Below are 15,201 nucleotides of genomic sequence, written 5' to 3' on the forward strand. Positions count from 1 at the left end.
CCCCCCCCCCCCCCCCCCCCCCCCCCCCCCCCCCCCCCCCCCCCCCCCCCCCCCCCCCCCCCCCCTTCCGGCTGCCGATTCAGATGACTTTGGCCAGTACCAGACCCAGGAACACGGCGGTGACCGCCAGGAAGAGGGCCACCAGGCTGACGGCCAGAGTGTTGGTCTTGGCGCCCGCGGCGCTCTGAGACTGGGGGGCGAGACCGGCCTTGCGCAGAGCGACGACCACCGGCTTGTAGAGGAGCATGGTGAGAGAGCCGTTCATCAGGCCCTTGGTCAGGTTGAAGGGGAGGAACACGGGCAGGAGCATATCGGCGATGGCCGCCCGGGGCATGCCCTGATAGATGGGGGTGACCAGGTAATTCCACAGCATCATGGTGCCCGCCATGAGCACGCCGCCGATGACCAGGCCCAGGATGGCCCACTTGAAGGTGCGGTTACGCTTATAGAGGTAGGCGGCAGGGCAGAGGAAGGAGCAGGTGGAGATCACATTCATCAAAAGCCCCCAGGGCCCGGTGGTGGAGACGGTGACCATCTCGATGAGGGATACCACCAGGGATACGCACAGCACGTTGAGCGGCCCGAAAAGGAAGCCGCCGATGGCAATGACCACATCCTTCAGGTCGAACTTCAAAAATCCGGCCACAGCCATGGTAGCGAAGATGGTCTTGGAAAAATACATGACCACATAGGCCACGGCGCAGAGCATGCCGGTGCAGGCGATGGTTCGGGTGTCGATCCTGGATCGGGGGGTGGGCTGGGAGGACGTGGTGAACGCAGACATAATAAAACACTCCTTTTTTGTTCGGTAACACCCAAAAGACGATGCCTTCCGGGTGCAAAACAAAAAGGAGCGCGCGCTTGCTTCGCACATCTTCTTCCATCCAGACTTCATACCAAGAGGTATGTCACTGTCGGTCCCGGAGTTTCGCCGGGTCAGTGGTCGTTGTCGACCAGTCGCGGACTTTACCGCCGATCGGGATTTTCACCCTGCCCTGAAGACATATTCATTCAGTTGTTCCACACACTATTATAGTCCTTCCTCCGGAAAATGCAATAGGAATTTTGAAAAAGAGGAATTCGAACAAATATTCGAGATCCCTCTTGACGGAGGGAAGGTAATCAGCTAAAATGGGAGCAGAAGAGAACAGGAAAGGGGCGGGGACGTGAAACGGGAAGAGACATGCTGCTTCAGCGGCCACCGGCCCAGCAAGCTGCCCTGGGGGGAAAACGAGGATGATCCGCGCTGCCTGGCGCTGAAGGAGCGCATCCGCTTGGCGGTGGAGGGGGCCTACGACCGGGGCTTTCGCCACTTTATCTGCGGTATGGCCCAGGGGACGGATCTCTATTTCTGTGAGGCAGCCCAGACCCTCCGGGACGAGCGGCCCGGTGTCACGGTAGAGGCCGCCATCCCCTGTGAGGAGCAGGCGGCCAAGTGGCCGGAACGGGACAGAGAGCGGTATTTCCGCCTAGTGGAGCTGTGCGACTATGAAACAGTGGTACAGCGCCACTATGACCGGGGCTGTATGCTCCGGCGCAACCGGTATATGGTGGATCACGCGGCCCTTCTCATCGCCGTCTATGACGGGAACCTGGGCGGGACGATGTACACCCTCTCCTACGCCATGAAGCGGGGAGTGGCGGTGGAGATCATTGATGTCGAAACCTGAAAGGGCGGCGTAAGCCGCCCTTTTTATTGTGGCCTGTCACGCGGCGCAAGGGGATGGACGCTCGGGTGCTTTCCCGGCTGACCTCCGGGCCGCCCCGCTCCAGTCCAAGCTCCCTCGCATCCCGTTGCTCTGCACTTCTTTTTTGCAAATGCAAAAATAGTCCTTGACATTTTACTTCTGCAAATGTAGAATAGCTTCAAGATAAAGTTCTGCAAATGCAAAAGGAGAGAAGTTCTATGGGGGAGCACAAAAATCTGCCCGAGTCTGAACTGGACATTATGTTGGCGGTGTGGCGCAGCCGGGAGGCGGCCACCGCCCCCGCCATTTTGGCGGCGCTGGAGCGGCCCCTCACCGCCAGCGCCCTGCATAGCTACCTCAAGCGGCTGGAGGAGAAAGGGTTTCTTCGCTGTGAGAAGGCCGGGCGGGTGAACCGGTATATCCCCCTTATCTCCGAGGAGGAGTACCGCCGCCAGGCAGGGGGAGCGGTGCTGGAGAAGCTGTATGAGGGTTCGCTGAAGACCTTTGCCGCCGCCCTCTGGGACGGGGGACGGCTCAGCCAGAGCGAGGTGGCGGAGCTGCGGGAGTATCTGGATGCGCTGGAAGGAGGACGGGAGTAATGGAGAATTTGTTTCTGCGTGTGCTCACCGTCTCTCTGGCGGTGTCCGTCCTGCTGGCGCCCCTTCTGTTGTGCCGGGGACGCCTGGAGAAGCGCTACGCCCCTCAAACCCGGCAGTGGCTCTGGCTGGTGATGGCCCTGGTGCTGTTGCTGGCCCCCTGGCTGCCCAAGTTTGCGGCCCCAGTGGTGGTGGAGGCCCCGGCCTACACCGTGAGCCTCCCGGCCCGCCCGGCCGCCGGGCTCCAGAGCCCGGTCAACGCCCCGGCGCAGAGCGGCGCCAAGAGCCCGCAGGAAGCCACCGCCGGAGGCCAGGTCCCCGTTGGGGCGGGGCAGGGTCAGGGGATCGCTCCGGCCCAGCCTGGGGCACAGGCTCAACCCGCCGGCCCGTCCCAGCCCCAGACAGAGGTGGCCCAGGCCGCCGGACTTTCCCTCGTCCTGCTGGCCGCCGGGGTGTGGCTCGGGGGGATGGCCGCCGTCCTGCTGTGGCAGGGGGCGCGCTATGGGCTCCTCCGCCGCCGGCTTCTCCGGCAGGCCCGGCTGGTGTCCGGGCTGGAGCGCTATGCCCGGGAGCTGGGGCTGGAGGGAAGGGTGGCCTTCTATGAATGTGAGGGTATCTCCGGGCCTATGACCTTAGGGGTTTTTCGTCCTCTGGTGCTGCTGCCGCCCCAGGGGCTGGCCCCGGCGGCGCTGCGCCATGAGCTTTACCACATCAAGCGCCGGGACGTGGGGTATAAGACCCTGCTCCTGCTCGCCTGCGCCCTCCACTGGTTCAACCTCCTGGTGTGGCGTATGGCCCGCGCGGCCGACCGGGACGTGGAGGCCTGCTGTGACGCCGCCGTGGTGGCGGGGCAGGATGCGGACTATCGGCGCTCTTACGGCGAGCTGCTCCTCTCCGCCGCGGGGACGGGGCGGGAGCTGCCCTTTACCACCAGCTTCGGCGGCGGGATGGAGCAGATGAAGAGCCGGCTGACCCAGCTCTTCCGTCCCGGCAAGCGCAGCCGTGCCCTGGTGTGCGTCCTGCTGGCGGCGGCGGTGCTGCTCTCCGGCCTGGTGGCCTGCCGGGAGGCGCCGGAGGCGGAGAGCGGTCTGGCCGACGGGACTTACTGCGCCCTGTTCAGCGAGGTCACCTGGCCCCTGGGAGAGCCCGACGCCGAGGGGGAGGACTATGAGCATATCAAGGCTATCCTTTACCGCTATGACGAGACGGGCCCCAGCGGCCCCGCCCTGGGGGAGCATACCCTGCCCCTGTCCGACAGTCTGATGCTGCGCCAATCCTGGTGGGGGGAGGATCAAAGCGCCGGGGAGCGGGGGACACAGGCGTGGCAGCAGGCGGTGGCCGACCTTCTGGACTGGCCCATGCGCCGAAACGCCATCTCTCTGGGTACCGACTATCTGGTGGTAGAGGTGGAGAACGGGCAGATTGTTCGCCTTTCCTGGGCCATGGTGAGCCAAGAGGATGAGGAGGGGGCAGGTTCCGAGACGGTTCAGGCCCTCACGGAGAACACCATGCCCCACCTGGATTTCTATGACCCGGAGACCCAGTTCCTGGTCTACCACACCCAGACCAGCCTCTATTTCAACTACGGCGGCAGCCACACCCAGGAGACCTTCCGCTGTGACCAGACCTGGGGCAGGCGGGTGCTGGACAGGGTGGATGTGCGCTTTTTTGACGGGGCGGTACTCTTCTCCGACTGCGCTGTCGAGGGGGGACAAGAAGGACGGTATTACTGCTATAATGTGGAGGAGCGTACCGTAGAGGAGTTGGACGGGCCCTTCGACCCGGAGCCGGAGCTGCTGGCCCCCGCCGACCCCGCCCGGATCTTTGACCAGGGCATGTACCAGCCCACCCACACCTATTCCCTGTGGAGCAACGCCCTCCGCTGCGCCGACGGCACTCTGGCCGCTTTGGCGGTGAACGGCATCCTGGAGGGCGGCGGCACCTTGGACGCTCTGGAGATCGTCCGCATGGGGGAGAGCTGGTGGGAGGAGAACCGCCTGCTCACCCCGGAGAAGCTGCCCGCCCACGCCGACTATGTCTCCCCCGACTGGGGCTTTATCCTCCATCTGCCCCGGAGCTTTGAGGGGCAATATCTGATCCAGCGGGATTATAATGCCAGCGGCCTGCCCTGCTGGAGCTTTTATCACAGGGACAGTTACGCCGGGCCCAGCGGCAGCGGTTTCCTCTTCACCCTCTTTGCCCAGGACGCCGAGACTTTCCGGGCCAACGGCTACGAGGGCGATACCGTCCTGAAGGAGCAAAACGGTATTGTCTACACCATGACCACCCTTCCCTATCGGGAGGATTGGTTTAGCGGAGACTATCTGGAGCTGCTGGAGGCGGCGGAGAGCATTACCGGGGAGGATCTGGATCTGTCCGGTGTCACCCGCTCCACCGGCTATCTCTGGCCGGTGCCTGGGACGGGCCAGGGCCAGGACGTGGTACTGCGGATGTTCGGCCAGGACGGCCTTGACGGGGTCAGCCTGCTGTTCCCTTATGGCGGCTGGGCCCAGAGTGTGGCCGCCGGCACCGTGAGCGCCGTCCGGAAGGATCCGGGCAGCGGCTTTTATACGGTGTCTGTGGATCACGGCAGCGGGATCGTAACCAGCTACGGACATCTGAGCAATGTATGGGTCGCCGAGGGGGAGCAGACCCTTCGGGGAGGCGGCCTGGGCCCGGTGGGGGAGAGCGGGGGCCAGTACTCTCTGGCCTTTGCCTGGAACGACAACGGCCAGTACATCAACCCCATCAACGACGTGGAGTGGCGGCAGTGGGATTTCTCCGGATTGGATCCCGTGGGGCTGCTTTATGTCGGGGATCAGCACATTCCCGCCGCCTTGCGCACCGTCCTCCTGGGGGAGGCCACCTTCTACAATGTGGAGACGGGGGAGTACTGCTACGCCGACGCCCTGCCCTTCAGCGACGATGTGCCTGTGAAGGTATCCCGCTTTGCGGAAGTGGATATGGACAACGACGCCATCCCGGAGGTAGTGCTGTGGCTGGAGCGGGGCGGCAATGAGTCGGTCATGGGCAGCATTATCCTTCACTACCAAAATGGCTGGGTCTACGGCTATCCCATGGGCTACCGCTCCCTGGAACTGGAGACCCTGAAGGTTGACGGCACCTACAGCTGGTCGGGAGGCGCCTTTCACTGGGGCTGGGGCCGGATGGACTTTGCCGCCGGCAAGACCCGGGACATCTCCTGGTGCGAGGGCAGCAGTGGAGAAGATGAGCTCTATTATGTGGAGCAGCTGCCTGCCGCCGCCGCCGAGTTCGAGGCTGCCAGTGCTGCCCAGGACGCCAAGGGGGATGCGGCCTGGCTGGAGCTGACGCAGGAGAATATCGCCCTGGTATACTGAGGGGTACAAAAGGTAAAAACAGCCTGGAGCCATACGGCTCCAGGCTGTTTTTTATGGATGCGGCGGCAAAGCGGGGGGCCTTACTCCGCGTTCACCGTCAGGCTCTCGCCGTTGGCGGCCACGGTAAGCTTGGAGATGGGCTCCATGTAGCTGTCGATGATCTTGGTGGCGATGGGATCCTCCAAGTCCTTCTGGATCTGGCGGCGGAGATTGCGGGCGCCGTAGGTCTGGGAGTAGGACTTGCGCACCAGGTAGTCCAGCAGGTCGTCGTTGTAGGTGAGGGTGATGCCCTTGTCCTGGAGGTTCTGACTCAGCTCGCCCAGCATGATCTTGGCGATGTCTTTGAAGTTGTCCTCGGAGAGCTTGTTGAAGTAGACGATCTCGTCCACCCGGTTGATGAACTCGGGGCGAAGGAAGCCCTCCAGGGCCTTCATGGCCTTGGCCTTGCCCTGCTCGGTCTCGCTGCGGCCGAAGCCCACTGAGCCGGTGGAGCCGGTGGTGGAGCCGGCGTTGGAGGTCATGACGATAACCGTGTTCTCAAAGTTTACATTGCGGCCCTGGGCGTCGGTGATGTGGCCGTCGTCCAGAATTTGCAGGAGAATATTCAGCACGTCGGGATGGGCCTTCTCGATCTCGTCAAAGAGGATGACACAGTAGGGCTTGCGCCGCACCTTCTCGGTGAGCTGCCCCGCCTCGTCATAGCCCACGTAGCCCGGGGGAGAGCCGATGATCCGGGAGACGGAGAACTTCTCCATGAACTCCGACATATCCAGCCGGATGAGGGACTCAGGGGAGTTGAACATATCCTGGGCCAGCCGCTTGACAAGCTCGGTCTTGCCCACGCCGGTGGAGCCCACAAAGATGAAGGAGACGGGCTTGCGCTTGGAGGCGATGCCCACCCTTCCCCGGCGGACGGCGGCGGAGACCTCATCCACCGCCTGATCCTGGCCGATGATGTGTTCCCTGAGCCGATCCTGGAGGTGGGCCAGCCGCTCGTACTCCTGCTCCTGGATCTGGGAGGCGGGGATCTTGGTCCACAGCTCGATGACCCTGGCCAAGTGCTCCATGGTCAGGGGCGGGGCGGACATGGCCTCCAGCTTGGAAAGCTCCGCCTGGAGCCGCATCTCCCGGCTCTTGATCTGGGCCAGCTGCTCAAAGTCCTGCTCGGCCTGCTCGCCGGACAGGAGCTTGACCCGCTCCTCAGTGAGGCGCTCCAGCTCGGCGTTGAGGCCGGCCTGCTCCCGCTCATTGTCCTTCAGACCGGGGGCCTGGGCGGGATCGATGGACAGCGCGGCGTGCTCCCCGGCCAGGGAGGAGAGCTTCCGGCGGATCTCACCCTGGCGGGCCTCGTTGGCCTTCAGGTCGTTCTGCTTTTTCAGATCCCGATTGTTGTTGGCGTTCATCAGAGTCTCCCGTTGGGCAGAGAGCTCCGCCAGCTCCTTTTTGAGCTGAGCCTCCCGGGCCAGGGCTTTGTTGTGCAGGTTCACATCGGAGCAGGCCTCGTCGATGAGGTCAATGGCCTTGTCGGGGAGATAGCGGTCTGTGATGTAACGCTCCGACATGGTGACAGCGGAGCGGCAGATGGCGGGGGAGATGGAGACGAAGTGGTACTTTTCATAATAGGGGGCGATGCCCTGGAGGATCTTCACCGCATCCTCAATAGAGGGCTCCTCCACCATGACGGGCTGGAACCGCCGCTCCAGGGCGGAGTCCTTTTCGATGTACTTGCGGTACTCGGTGAGGGTGGTGGCGCCGATGACCTGGATCTCGCCCCGGCTCAGGGCGGGCTTGAGGATGTTGGCGGCGTTCATGCTGCCCTCGGCGTCTCCCGCGCCCACGATGTTGTGTACCTCGTCAATGACCAGAATGATGTTGCCCAGCTTCTTGACCTCGTCGATAAGGCCCTTCATCCGGGACTCGAACTGGCCCCGGAACTGGGTGCCCGCCACCAGGGCGGTGAGATCCAGCAGGTAGACCTCCTTGTCCTGGAGCTTGTAGGGTACGTCCCCGTTGTGGATGCGCAGGGCCAGGCCCTCGGCAATGGCGGTCTTGCCCACGCCGGGCTCGCCGATGAGGCAGGGGTTGTTCTTCTGGCGGCGGTTGAGGATCTGGATGGTGCGGGCGATCTCCTCGTCCCGGCCGACGATATTGTCCAGCTTGCCCTCGGCGGCCTTGTTGGTCAGGGAGATACAGTAGTTCTCCAAAAACTTCCGCTTGGTGTCCTTGCCCTTGGCGGACTTATCCTCCTTGCCGGCCTTGGGCGCGTCGCTGCCCTTTTCCGGGGCGGGGGAGGCGGGATCGGGCGGCGTGGTTCCGGAGGCGGCGGCCCCGCCGCCGAAGAGCTTGTTGAGGAAGGGGAAGGTGGCGGTCTTGCCCTCGTCTTCCTCGTCGCTCTCGCTCTCCTCCTCGCTTCGCTCCATTCCCTCCATACCCTCGGCGCCGCCGAAGGCGGAGAGCATCTCGCTGGTGAGGCTTTCCACGTCGTCATCGCTGAGGCCCATCTTCTGGATCATATCGTCCACGGGCTTGATCCCCATCTCCCGGGCGCAGTTGAGACAGAGACCTTCGGTCTTGTTTTCCCCGTTTTCGATGCGCTGGACAAAGACGACGGCCACGTTTTTATGACATTTTGCGCACAGTGTAGGCTGCATTGTTCGGTCAACTCCTTTTGGCCGGAGGTTTTTCTTCCGGTGGGACAAGGGGACGGGCCCCTTGAGCAAGTTATTCTACTTCGAAATTATGAACTGGATATGAAGAAGACAGGATTTTTCCCTGCCAATCAAGGTGTTTCTTTCACCAAATGGAAACATTGCACGGCATAGCGTAAAAGCGCGCCCACCGCCAGCGCCAGCGCCAGGGTGATGAGCCCCGTAGCCCAGGGTCTGGAAATGGGGAAGAGCACCAGAATGCCCAGGACGACGAAAAAGACCCCGGTGGAGGTCTTCCCCAGCCAGTTGGAGGGGGGCATATCCTTGATCTGCCGGTAGAGGTAGAGCCCTCCCAAACCCATAGCGGCCTCCTTGCAGAAGAAGACCACGACGGCCCAGATGGGCAAGATCCCGTCCGCAGTGACGCAGGTGATGACTGTTAAGGTCATAAGCTTGTCAGCCAGGGGATCTAAGATGCGGCCCAGCTTAGTCACCAGATCGAAGCGGCGGGCGATATATCCGTCGGCAATGTCGGTGACAAAGGCGGCGGCGTAGACGAGTGCTGCCCAGAGGTGGGCGTTGGGCTGGGGCAGAAAATAGGCCCAGGCGAACACCGGCACCAGGCACAGCCGGATCAGGGATAGGGTATTTGGGAGATTCATTGGTCGTACCACCTTTGATAATTGAAGGCGTTCTCTTTTCAGGCGGTGAGAGAAGCGCCCAGTTTCAGCAGTTCCAGGGGGCCGTGCTGGGTGAGGAAGAGGAGCAGGTGGGTCTGGGCTACCGTCTCTGCTGCTATAACGCCGGTGAGGGGCCCCAGGATCCAGGAGAGCAGCCACAGGATGAGAAGACCCTTCACCAACCCCAGGATTCCGCCCAGGGTTTGGTTCAGCGTGCTCAGACCGGGCAGCTTGGCCACCAGATCCAGGGCGTGGCTGAGGAAAAACCAGGCGACGAGGATCACCAGGAAGGCCACAGAAAACAAGACGCCTCTGGCCAGCTGTTCCGCTACCGCCGTGGCCGCCGCCGCGGCCTGATGGGCGATGGCGTCGCCCACAGGCGCGCTTTTCAGCGCCTCCTCCAGGCTGTCGGCGGCCCACTCGTAGAGCCCGCCCTTTTCCCGCAGAGCGGCCATAGCGTCGGCCACCTCAAGTCCATCTACGGCGCTGACCTCCTGGGCCTTTTCCTCCAGCGCCTGCTGAATGGACTGCTCCAGCCGGGGCTCCAGGGCCTGGGCCATCTTGGGAGCCAGGGCGTCGGCCAGGAGGTTGGCGCCCACCAGGGCCACAATGACGGCCACCAGGGAACACAGGGTGAGGATAAAGCCCCTGTGGGCGCCCAGAACGATGAAAAGAACAAGGATCGCTATGACAAGAATGTCCAAAATGATCGGCATGATACAGACCTTCCTTTAATCGGGGAGATAGAGCCGGGCGGTCTCGGCGGAGATGAGGAACACCGAGCCGTCGGAACGCTGGAGAAGCTTGCGGACGCCCTGGGTGGCGGACATGTCGTGGTAGAGCTCCAGCTCTTGGGTATAGATGCTCAGACCGTCGGGGGTCAGAAGGGAGACATAGCGCCCGGCGGAGGACAGGGAGATGATCTGCTGATTCAGGGGCAGGGCGGCCAACTCCCCGCCCTGGTCGTCCACCGTGATCAGCTGGGCGTCGGTGCCCGCCCGGTATCGGCCCAGCAGAAGCGTGCTGAAGTCGCCGCCGGAGAGGGAGAAGCCCTTCAAATACCGGCCGCCGTATGAGTAGGAGGCGATGAGCGCTCCGTCCTTGGAGACCAGATCCAGAGAATCCTCCCCCAGCACCCGCAGCACATCGGACTGCCAGTCCAGAGCCAGAACGGTGTTGTTGCCCAGGGAACACACCACGTCGGGGGTCTGGCTGTCGGCGTCGGTGCGGTTGGAGGAATAGAAGGCGATCTGACTGTCGTAGATGCCCCCGGTCTGTCCGGCGGTGGCCAGAGCCAGGGTAGAGCCGTCAGGGGAGAGGACGGCGTCGGTGATGAACCGGGAGGAGAGATTGACGCCCCAGAGCGGCTGGAAGGAGGGGCCGTACACCGTCGCCGCCCCCTTCAGCCCGCTGGCCTGGGTCACCACGGTGAGCAGGCCCTGGCGGGAGAGGCTGGCGGAGAGGATGGAGCGGTTGGCCTCGGTGGTGAGGGAAAAGACCTGCTCCCGATCCCGGTAGACGTAGAGATCGCTGCCCCCCGCGTCATAGATGAGGGCCGCAGTGTCTGTGGCGGCTACCACGGGGTGCGCCAGCGAGCAGGCATCCTCCAGGTATAGCCCGCCGGTGGGGGCATAGAGCCAGATGCCGCTGCCGGAGCAGACCAGCAGGTCGTCCCCCAGCTGGGCGAAGGCGCTGCCGGAGCCGCCGTTGTAAGGGAAGGAATCCACCTGGCCGCTGGCGTTGCGCTCCAGCGCCCGGTAGGTGAAATAGCGCTTGATGAAGTCAAAGTTCAGCTTGCGCCAGTTGGCCACCAGCATCACGGCGGTGAGGAGGAGGGCGGCGGTGACCAGGCAGGCCAGAAGGCGCAGGAGAGGATTTTTCTTCTTGCCCTGATTCTCGTCCATTCTATTCCAGCGCCCCCTCGTTCAGACCAGGCTCGTCATACCAGAGCCGGGTCATATATAGCCCGCCGGGAGGGGCCGTGGGCCCTGCGTCGGTGCGGCATTTGCCCGCCAGGATATCGGCCACCGCCTCCGGAGGGAATTTGCCCTCGGCGGCGTAGACCACGGTACCCACCATGGCCCGAACCATATTGTAAAGAAAGCCGTTGGCGCACACCCGACAGCTCAGGACACGATCCTTACGCTGGATGTCGAACCAGTAGACCGTGCGGACGGTGGACTTCACATCGGTGCCCACGCTGCGCACGGCGGCGAAGTCGTGGGTGCCCACGAAGCAGTCGGCGGCGGCCTGCATGACGCGCTCGTCCAGCTCCTTGTAGGGATAGAACCAGGCCCTGTCCACCTCGAAGGCGTTGGGCAGCCGGGCGTTGTAAATGCGGTAGGTATACTCCTTCTTCACGCAGCCGGAGATGGCGTTGAAGTCCGGGGAGACCTCCACCGCGCCGGTGACTGTGATATCCCTGGGCAGGCGGGTATTCACCGCCAGGGGCAGCCGGTCGCAGGGGATGGTGGAGTCGGTGCGGAAGTTGGCCAGGTATACTCTGGCGTGGACGCCGGCGTCGGTGCGCCCCGCGCCGGTGCACTTGACCTTGTGTCCCACCACCTTCTCCAGGGCCTTCTCCAGGGTTTCCTCCACGGTGAGGGCGTTGTTTTGGATCTGCCAGCCGTGATAGGCGGTGCCCACATACATCAATTTTAACGCGATATTTCTCATAAGTGGTGAATCCAATCAAAAGATTTTCTTAAATTCGGCTGCCTTAAAAGATCCCCAGGCGATTGGCAAACCACACGGCGGCGCACAGGGCCAGGCCGATCAGGAGGGCGGCATAGTCCCGGCCCGCGTACCTGAGCTGGCGCAGCCGGGTGCGGCCCTCGCCGCCGTGATAGCAGCGGCACTCCATGGCCACCGCCAGCTCGTCGGCCCGGCGGAAGGCGGAGATGAACAGGGGCACCAGCAGGGGGATAAGGGCCTTTGCCCGGTGGAGGAGGTTCCCGCTGTCAAAGTCGGCGCCCCGGGCCTTCTGGGCAGACATGATCTTGTCAGTCTCTTCGATGAGGGTGGGGATGAAGCGCAGGGCAATGGACATCATCATGGCCAGCTCATGAACGGGCAGATGGAGCTTCTTCAGGGGGCCCAGCAGGCGCTCCAGCGCGTCGGTGAGGAGAATGGGAGAGGTGGTGTAGGTCAAAAGGAAGGTGCAGGAGATGAGGAGCATGATGCGCAGAACCATGAAGAAGGCGGTGCGCACGCCCTCCCAGTAGATACGAACGATCCAGAAGGAGACGAGGGGCTCCCCCTGGCCGGGGGTATAGAGCAGGTTCAGAAGGGCGGTGAAGACCACGATGAAGAACACGGGCTTCATACCCCGGAGCACCGCCTTGAAGCCCACCCTGGAGATGAGGACGGCGCAGATGAGTGCCAGGGCCAAAAGACCGTAGCCCAAGGCGTTTTTCGCCATAAAGAGAGCCACGATGTAGAAGACCACCAGCAGGATCTTCGTGCGGGGATCCATGCGGTGGAAGATGGTGTCGCCGGGGAAATACTGCCCCAGGGTGATGTCTTTCAGAGCCATCAGACGCCCCCCTTTCTCTTGAGGGCGTCCAGAATGGCCTGTTTGGCCTGCTCCACGGTGAAGACCGAGGAGCCGACATCTGCACCCAGGGAGCGGAGCCGGTGGAAGAGAAGGGTCATGGTGGGAACACCCAGGCCCATGGCCTCCAGCTCCTCCTGGTGGGTGAAGATCTCCCGGGGCGCGCCTTCCAGAGGAATACGGCCGTCGTTGACCACCACCAGCCGATCCGCCCGGCGGGCCATCTCCTCCATGGAGTGGGAGACGATGATGATGGTGGCGTTCTTTGCCTGATGGTAGTCCAGGATGTTGCCCATGATCTGCTCCACGCCCACCGGGTCAAGCCCGGCGGTGGGTTCGTCCAAAATGAGGACGGCGGGCTCCATGGCGATGACCCCGGCGATGGCCACCCGGCGCTTCTGGCCGCCGGAGAGCTCAAAGGGAGACTGCTCCAAAACGCTGTCGGGCAGTCCCACAAAGGCGGCGGCCTGGCGCACCCGGCGGTCGATCTCAGCCTCATCCAGGCCCATGTTTTTGGGGCCGAAGGAGATGTCCTTGTAGACGGTCTCCTCGAAGAGCTGATACTCCGGGTACTGGAACACCAGGCCCACCCGGAACCGGGCCCGGTGGGTGGCGGCCTTGCTTGCCCAGATGTCCTGCCCCTCCACCAGCACCCGGCCGGAGGTGGGCTTCAAAAGGCCGTTGAGATGCTGGATGAGGGTGGACTTTCCCGACCCGGTGTGGCCGATGATGCCCAGCAGCTCCCCCGGATAGGCGCAAAAATCCACATCCACCAGAGCGGCGTGCTGAAAGGGCGTCCCGGCGGAATAGACGTGATTGAGTTTTTCCGTCTGTACGATGGGTTCCAAAGCGGTCATTCCTTTGCCAATAGCTTGTAAAGAGCCTGGGCACACTCTTCACAGCTCAGAGCGTCCAGGGGGAGGTCAAGTCCTTCTTTCCGCAGCTCATAGAGCAGCTCCACCGTTTTGGGCACTGCCAGCCCCACGGCCCTCAGCGCTTCCACCTGCTGGAAGACCTCCTTGGGCGGGCCGTCAGAGACGATCCTGCCGCCCGACATGACCACCACGCGGTCGGCCTGGGCGGCCTCATACATATGGTGGGTGATGAGCACCACCGTGACGCCCTGGCTCTCATTGAGCGCCTTGATGGTCTCTATGACCTCCTTCCGCCCGATGGGATCCAGCATGGCGGTGGGCTCATCCAGAACGATGCACCGGGGCTTCATGGCCAGCACGCCGGCGATGGCGATGCGCTGCTTCTGGCCGCCGGAGAGCAGGTGGGGGGCGTGCTCCCGGTAGGAATACATCCCCACGATCTTCAGGGAGTCGTCCACCAGCTTGCGGATCTCATCGGGGGGGACGCCCAGGTTCTCCGGGCCGAAGGCGCAGTCCTCCTCCACCACATTGGCCACGATCTGGTTGTCCGGGTTCTGGAAGACCATGCCCACCGTGCGGCGGATGTCCAGCAGCTTTTCCTCATCGGCGGTGTCGATCCCGGCGACGTAGACCTTGCCCCCGGAGGGGAGGAGGATGGCGTTGAGATGCTTGGCCAGGGTGGATTTGCCGGAGCCGTTGTGGCCCAATATGGCCACGAAGGAGCCGGCCTCGATCTCCAGGTCGATCCCGTCCAGCACCACCTTGGACGACTCCTCAGTGGGGTAGGAGAAACGGAGGTTTTCAGTTTTCAGGATGGGATGTTCCATAGAAGGCTCCTTTTACTGTGCCGACCACCGTCCCGTTGCCCCGCAGGGGAGGGCCAGGCCGGTGGCGGTGACGGGCAGGCCCAACTCCTGGCTCTCGGTGTGTCCACCGTGCTTTTTGGTGATAAGCGTCTCCAAAATATAGGTCAGAACCGAGGGGGCGAGCCCGGTGGTGTAGGAGTTGATGAGGAAGAAGAGGGGCTGGTGGGACAATAGCTGAGAGACCAGCTCCACAAAGGGCCACAGGTTCTCCTCCAGCTTCCAGATTTCCCCGGAGGGCCCCCGGCCGTAGGAGGGGGGATCCATGATGATGCCGTCGTATTTATGGCCCCGGCGGATCTCCCGCTGGGCGAACTTGGCGCAGTCGTCCACAATGTAGCGGATGGGGCTGTCTCCCAAACCGGAGGACTGGGCGTTCTCCTTGGCCCAGGCCACCATGCCCCGGGCGGCGTCCACATGGCACACGCTGGCCCCCGCCGCGGCGCAGGCCACGGTGGCCGCCCCGGTGTAGGCGAAAAGGTTGAGCACGGAGATGGGCCGGCCCGCCCGCTGAATGGCGTCCATGCAGAAGTCCCAGTTGGCGGCCTGCTCGGGGAACAGGCCGGTGTGCTTGAAGTTCATGGGCTTGATGTTGAAGGTGAGCTCTTGATATCCCACCGTCCACCGCTCCGGCACATCTTTTTTGGCCCATTGCCCGCCCCCGGAGGCCGAGCGGGCGTACCGGCCGTGGGGCTTATGCCAGCGGGGGTCGGTGCGCTCGGTCTGCCAGATGGCCTGGGGATCGGGGCGCACCAGGAGATATTTCCCCCAACGCTCCAGCTTTTCTCCGCCGCCGCAGTCGATGAGCTCGTAGTCCTTCCAGCCGTCAGAGAGCCACACAGCGCACCCCTCCCATACCACAAAAATTCATCCTATTATATCACTGAAGGCATTGACAGTCAATGAAAAAGAGCGGAGAGCGGCCCCCTTTGGGGCCGC

13 protein-coding genes and 1 riboswitch are annotated in these 15,201 nt (G+C 63.2%); of the genes, 3 read left to right on the plus strand and 10 right to left on the minus strand.

What is annotated here, in order from left to right; translation table 11 throughout:
- Window positions 1–79: 79 nt before the first annotated feature.
- Entirely contained in the window at window positions 80–784 is a 705-nt protein-coding gene (locus NFR87_RS09615) for an ECF transporter S component (RefSeq protein WP_251449150.1), read from the minus strand.
- Between the two features lie 84 nt (window positions 785–868).
- A riboswitch (FMN riboswitch) is annotated at window positions 869–1,007 on the minus strand.
- Between the two features lie 159 nt (window positions 1,008–1,166).
- On the opposite strand from NFR87_RS09615, the gene NFR87_RS09620 reads away from it, so the two are divergent.
- The 3 genes from NFR87_RS09620 (at window position 1,167) to NFR87_RS09630 (ending at window position 5,643) form a co-directional block, all read left to right on the plus strand.
- Window positions 1,167–1,670, plus strand: a complete 504-nt coding sequence (locus NFR87_RS09620) for an SLOG family protein (protein ID WP_251449151.1) — start codon at window positions 1,167–1,169, stop codon at window positions 1,668–1,670.
- A gap of 236 nt (window positions 1,671–1,906) precedes the next feature.
- Complete coding sequence (locus NFR87_RS09625; protein WP_251449153.1) at window positions 1,907–2,287, plus strand: BlaI/MecI/CopY family transcriptional regulator; 381 nt, start codon at window positions 1,907–1,909, stop codon at window positions 2,285–2,287.
- Window positions 2,287–5,643: a M56 family metallopeptidase gene (locus NFR87_RS09630; RefSeq protein WP_251449154.1), complete on the plus strand. Its 3,357-nt coding sequence runs from the start codon at window positions 2,287–2,289 to the stop codon at window positions 5,641–5,643. The genes NFR87_RS09625 and NFR87_RS09630 overlap by 1 nt, the downstream gene beginning before the upstream one ends.
- Window positions 5,644–5,723: 80 nt before the next feature.
- Here the strand turns inward: NFR87_RS09630 and NFR87_RS09635 are convergent, their stop codons facing one another.
- The 9 genes from NFR87_RS09635 to NFR87_RS09675 form a co-directional block, all read right to left on the minus strand.
- Window positions 5,724–8,294 carry an ATP-dependent Clp protease ATP-binding subunit gene (locus tag NFR87_RS09635; RefSeq protein ID WP_251449156.1) on the minus strand — a complete coding sequence of 857 codons (2,571 nt, stop codon included), beginning with the start codon at window positions 8,292–8,294 and terminating at the stop codon, window positions 5,724–5,726.
- 128 nt (window positions 8,295–8,422) lie between these two features.
- Entirely contained in the window at window positions 8,423–8,953 is a 531-nt protein-coding gene (locus tag NFR87_RS09640; RefSeq protein WP_251449158.1) for a CDP-alcohol phosphatidyltransferase family protein, read from the minus strand.
- Window positions 8,954–8,991: 38 nt separating this feature from the next.
- Window positions 8,992–9,687: a CvpA family protein gene (locus tag NFR87_RS09645; protein ID WP_251449160.1), complete on the minus strand. Its 696-nt coding sequence runs from the start codon at window positions 9,685–9,687 to the stop codon at window positions 8,992–8,994.
- A 15-nt stretch (window positions 9,688–9,702) separates the two neighbouring features.
- Window positions 9,703–10,875 (minus strand): DUF5711 family protein, encoded by a 1,173-nt coding sequence (locus NFR87_RS09650; RefSeq protein WP_251449162.1) that lies wholly within the window; start codon window positions 10,873–10,875, stop codon window positions 9,703–9,705.
- Between the two features lies 1 nt (window position 10,876).
- Window positions 10,877–11,647, minus strand: a complete 771-nt coding sequence (gene truA, locus NFR87_RS09655) for a tRNA pseudouridine(38-40) synthase TruA (protein ID WP_251449164.1) — start codon at window positions 11,645–11,647, stop codon at window positions 10,877–10,879.
- Window positions 11,648–11,690: 43 nt separating this feature from the next.
- A complete protein-coding gene (locus NFR87_RS09660) occupies window positions 11,691–12,506 on the minus strand; it encodes an energy-coupling factor transporter transmembrane component T family protein (RefSeq protein WP_251449166.1) in 816 nt (271 codons plus the stop codon).
- Window positions 12,506–13,381 carry an energy-coupling factor transporter ATPase gene (locus NFR87_RS09665; RefSeq protein ID WP_251449168.1) on the minus strand — a complete coding sequence of 292 codons (876 nt, stop codon included), beginning with the start codon at window positions 13,379–13,381 and terminating at the stop codon, window positions 12,506–12,508. The genes NFR87_RS09660 and NFR87_RS09665 overlap by 1 nt, the downstream gene beginning before the upstream one ends.
- Complete coding sequence (locus tag NFR87_RS09670) at window positions 13,378–14,226, minus strand: energy-coupling factor transporter ATPase (RefSeq protein ID WP_251449170.1); 849 nt, start codon at window positions 14,224–14,226, stop codon at window positions 13,378–13,380. Before NFR87_RS09670 ends, NFR87_RS09665 begins: the two co-directional genes overlap by 4 nt.
- 12 nt (window positions 14,227–14,238) lie before the next feature.
- A complete protein-coding gene (locus NFR87_RS09675; protein WP_251449172.1) occupies window positions 14,239–15,102 on the minus strand; it encodes a class I SAM-dependent methyltransferase in 864 nt (287 codons plus the stop codon).
- Window positions 15,103–15,201 lie beyond the last annotated feature (99 nt).

The sequence above is a fragment of the Vermiculatibacterium agrestimuris genome (assembly GCF_943193085.1).
Classification (GTDB): Bacteria; Bacillota; Clostridia; order Oscillospirales; family Oscillospiraceae; genus Vermiculatibacterium; species Vermiculatibacterium agrestimuris.

Bases quoted from the DNA above. Each gene is read 5' to 3' on its own strand.
- NFR87_RS09645 (WP_251449160.1), bottom strand. From the start codon at position 9,687: ATGCCGATCATTTTGGACATTCTTGTCATAGCGATCCTTGTTCTTTTC.
- NFR87_RS09665 (WP_251449168.1), bottom strand. From the start codon at position 13,381: ATGACCGCTTTGGAACCCATCGTACAGACGGAAAAACTCAATCACGTC.
- NFR87_RS09650 (WP_251449162.1), bottom strand. From the start codon at position 10,875: ATGGACGAGAATCAGGGCAAGAAGAAAAATCCTCTCCTGCGCCTTCTG.
- NFR87_RS09625 (WP_251449153.1), top strand. From the start codon at position 1,907: ATGGGGGAGCACAAAAATCTGCCCGAGTCTGAACTGGACATTATGTTG.
- NFR87_RS09635 (WP_251449156.1), bottom strand. From the start codon at position 8,294: ATGCAGCCTACACTGTGCGCAAAATGTCATAAAAACGTGGCCGTCGTC.
- NFR87_RS09630 (WP_251449154.1), top strand. From the start codon at position 2,287: ATGGAGAATTTGTTTCTGCGTGTGCTCACCGTCTCTCTGGCGGTGTCC.
- NFR87_RS09660 (WP_251449166.1), bottom strand. From the start codon at position 12,506: ATGGCTCTGAAAGACATCACCCTGGGGCAGTATTTCCCCGGCGACACC.
- truA (WP_251449164.1), bottom strand. From the start codon at position 11,647: ATGAGAAATATCGCGTTAAAATTGATGTATGTGGGCACCGCCTATCAC.
- NFR87_RS09640 (WP_251449158.1), bottom strand. From the start codon at position 8,953: ATGAATCTCCCAAATACCCTATCCCTGATCCGGCTGTGCCTGGTGCCG.
- NFR87_RS09670 (WP_251449170.1), bottom strand. From the start codon at position 14,226: ATGGAACATCCCATCCTGAAAACTGAAAACCTCCGTTTCTCCTACCCC.
- NFR87_RS09615 (WP_251449150.1), bottom strand. From the start codon at position 784: ATGTCTGCGTTCACCACGTCCTCCCAGCCCACCCCCCGATCCAGGATC.